At 61.3% G+C, this 1,402-nt stretch carries 1 protein-coding gene; it reads left to right on the plus strand.

The window, feature by feature from the left end:
- On the plus strand, positions 1-1,203 hold a 1,203-nt coding region (locus tag HX846_RS33935), incomplete at its 5' end, for a DASS family sodium-coupled anion symporter (protein ID WP_178967122.1).
- Positions 1,204-1,402 lie beyond the last annotated feature (199 nt).

Consider the following 1,402-nt stretch of genomic DNA (forward strand, 5'->3'; position numbering starts at 1 on the left):
CCGGCCATCAGCATGGCGTTGACGGGGTTTTCCAACCCGGCGCTGGCGCTGGTGGCCGGCGCGTTGTTTATCGCCGCAGCCATGACCCATACCGGGCTGGACCGGCGCATCGCGTTGGTCACCCTGACCCGCGTGGGTACCAGCACCCGGGGCATTCTCGTCGGGGCAGTTGCCGTGACCATCCTCTTGAGCCTGGTGGTGCCCAGCGCCACGGCCCGCAGTGCGTGTGTGGTGCCGATCATGATGGGGGTGATTGCCGCGTTTGGCGTGGACAAGCGTTCGAATATTGCGGCCGGGATCATGATCGTCGTGGCCCAGGGTACGAGCATCTGGAACGTCGGTATCCAGACGGCGGCGGCGCAGAACCTGCTGACGGTTGGCTTCATGGACAAGATGCTGGGGCAGCGGGTGTCGTGGATCGACTGGTTGATCGCCGGGGCGCCGTGGGCGCTGATCATGTCGGCGGTGTTGTTGTTTTTGGTGTTGAAGCTGCTGCCGCCGGAGAGTGACAGCATTCCCGGAGGCAAGGAGGCGGTGGCGCAATCGCTGGTGGACATCGGGCCGATGACGGGGCCGCAGAAGCGCTTGCTGACGGTGTCGGTGCTGCTGTTGCTGGCGTGGGCGACTGAGGGGCGGTTGCACAGCTTTGATACGACCTCGACGACGTATGCCGGGCTGGTGTTCTTGCTGATGCCGGGGATCGGGGTGATGACCTGGAAGGATGTGCAGTCGCGGATTCCGTGGGGCACGGTGATTGTGTTTGGGGTTGGCATCAGCCTGGGTACGGCGTTGCTGACCACCCAGGCGGGGCAGTGGCTGGGATCGCAGGTGGTGGCGCATACCGGGTTGTACCAGGTGGGGACGCTGGGGGTGTTTGCGATTCTGGGGGCGTTTTTGATCGTGATTCATTTGGGGTTTGCCAGTGCCACGGCGTTGACCTCGGCGTTGTTGCCGATTTTGATTGCGGTGTTGCAGACGTTGCCCGGGGAGTTCAGTCGGCTGGGGATGACGATGCTCCTGGGGTTTGTAATGAGCTACGGGTTTATCCTGCCCATCAATGCGCCGCAGAATATGGTGTGTTTGGGGACCGGCACGTTTACGGCGCGGCAGTTTGCCAAGGTCGGGATTTTGGTGACGTTGATTGGATATGGGTTGATGTTGGTATTTGCGGCTACGTATTGGAGTTGGTTGGGGTGGATTTGAGGTGGGGGCATATCCGTTATTTCGGTAACGGCCGCTTATGGTTCCGCTCTTACAGCGGCCCGCTTCGCACTGCCTGCGTTCGGCCTCGGGCTCATTGGGGCAGTCAGATCAAGGTCAAAAGCAAAAGCACAGCGGCCTCCCGGCCGGCTTGAGTGTTAAAAACAGAGGCAAGATCCAGGGCGAAAGCAGAGCTGCTTTT

Origin of the sequence: Pseudomonas sp. K5002 (assembly GCF_013386655.1) — a bacterium.
Classification (GTDB): domain Bacteria; phylum Pseudomonadota; class Gammaproteobacteria; order Pseudomonadales; family Pseudomonadaceae; genus Aquipseudomonas.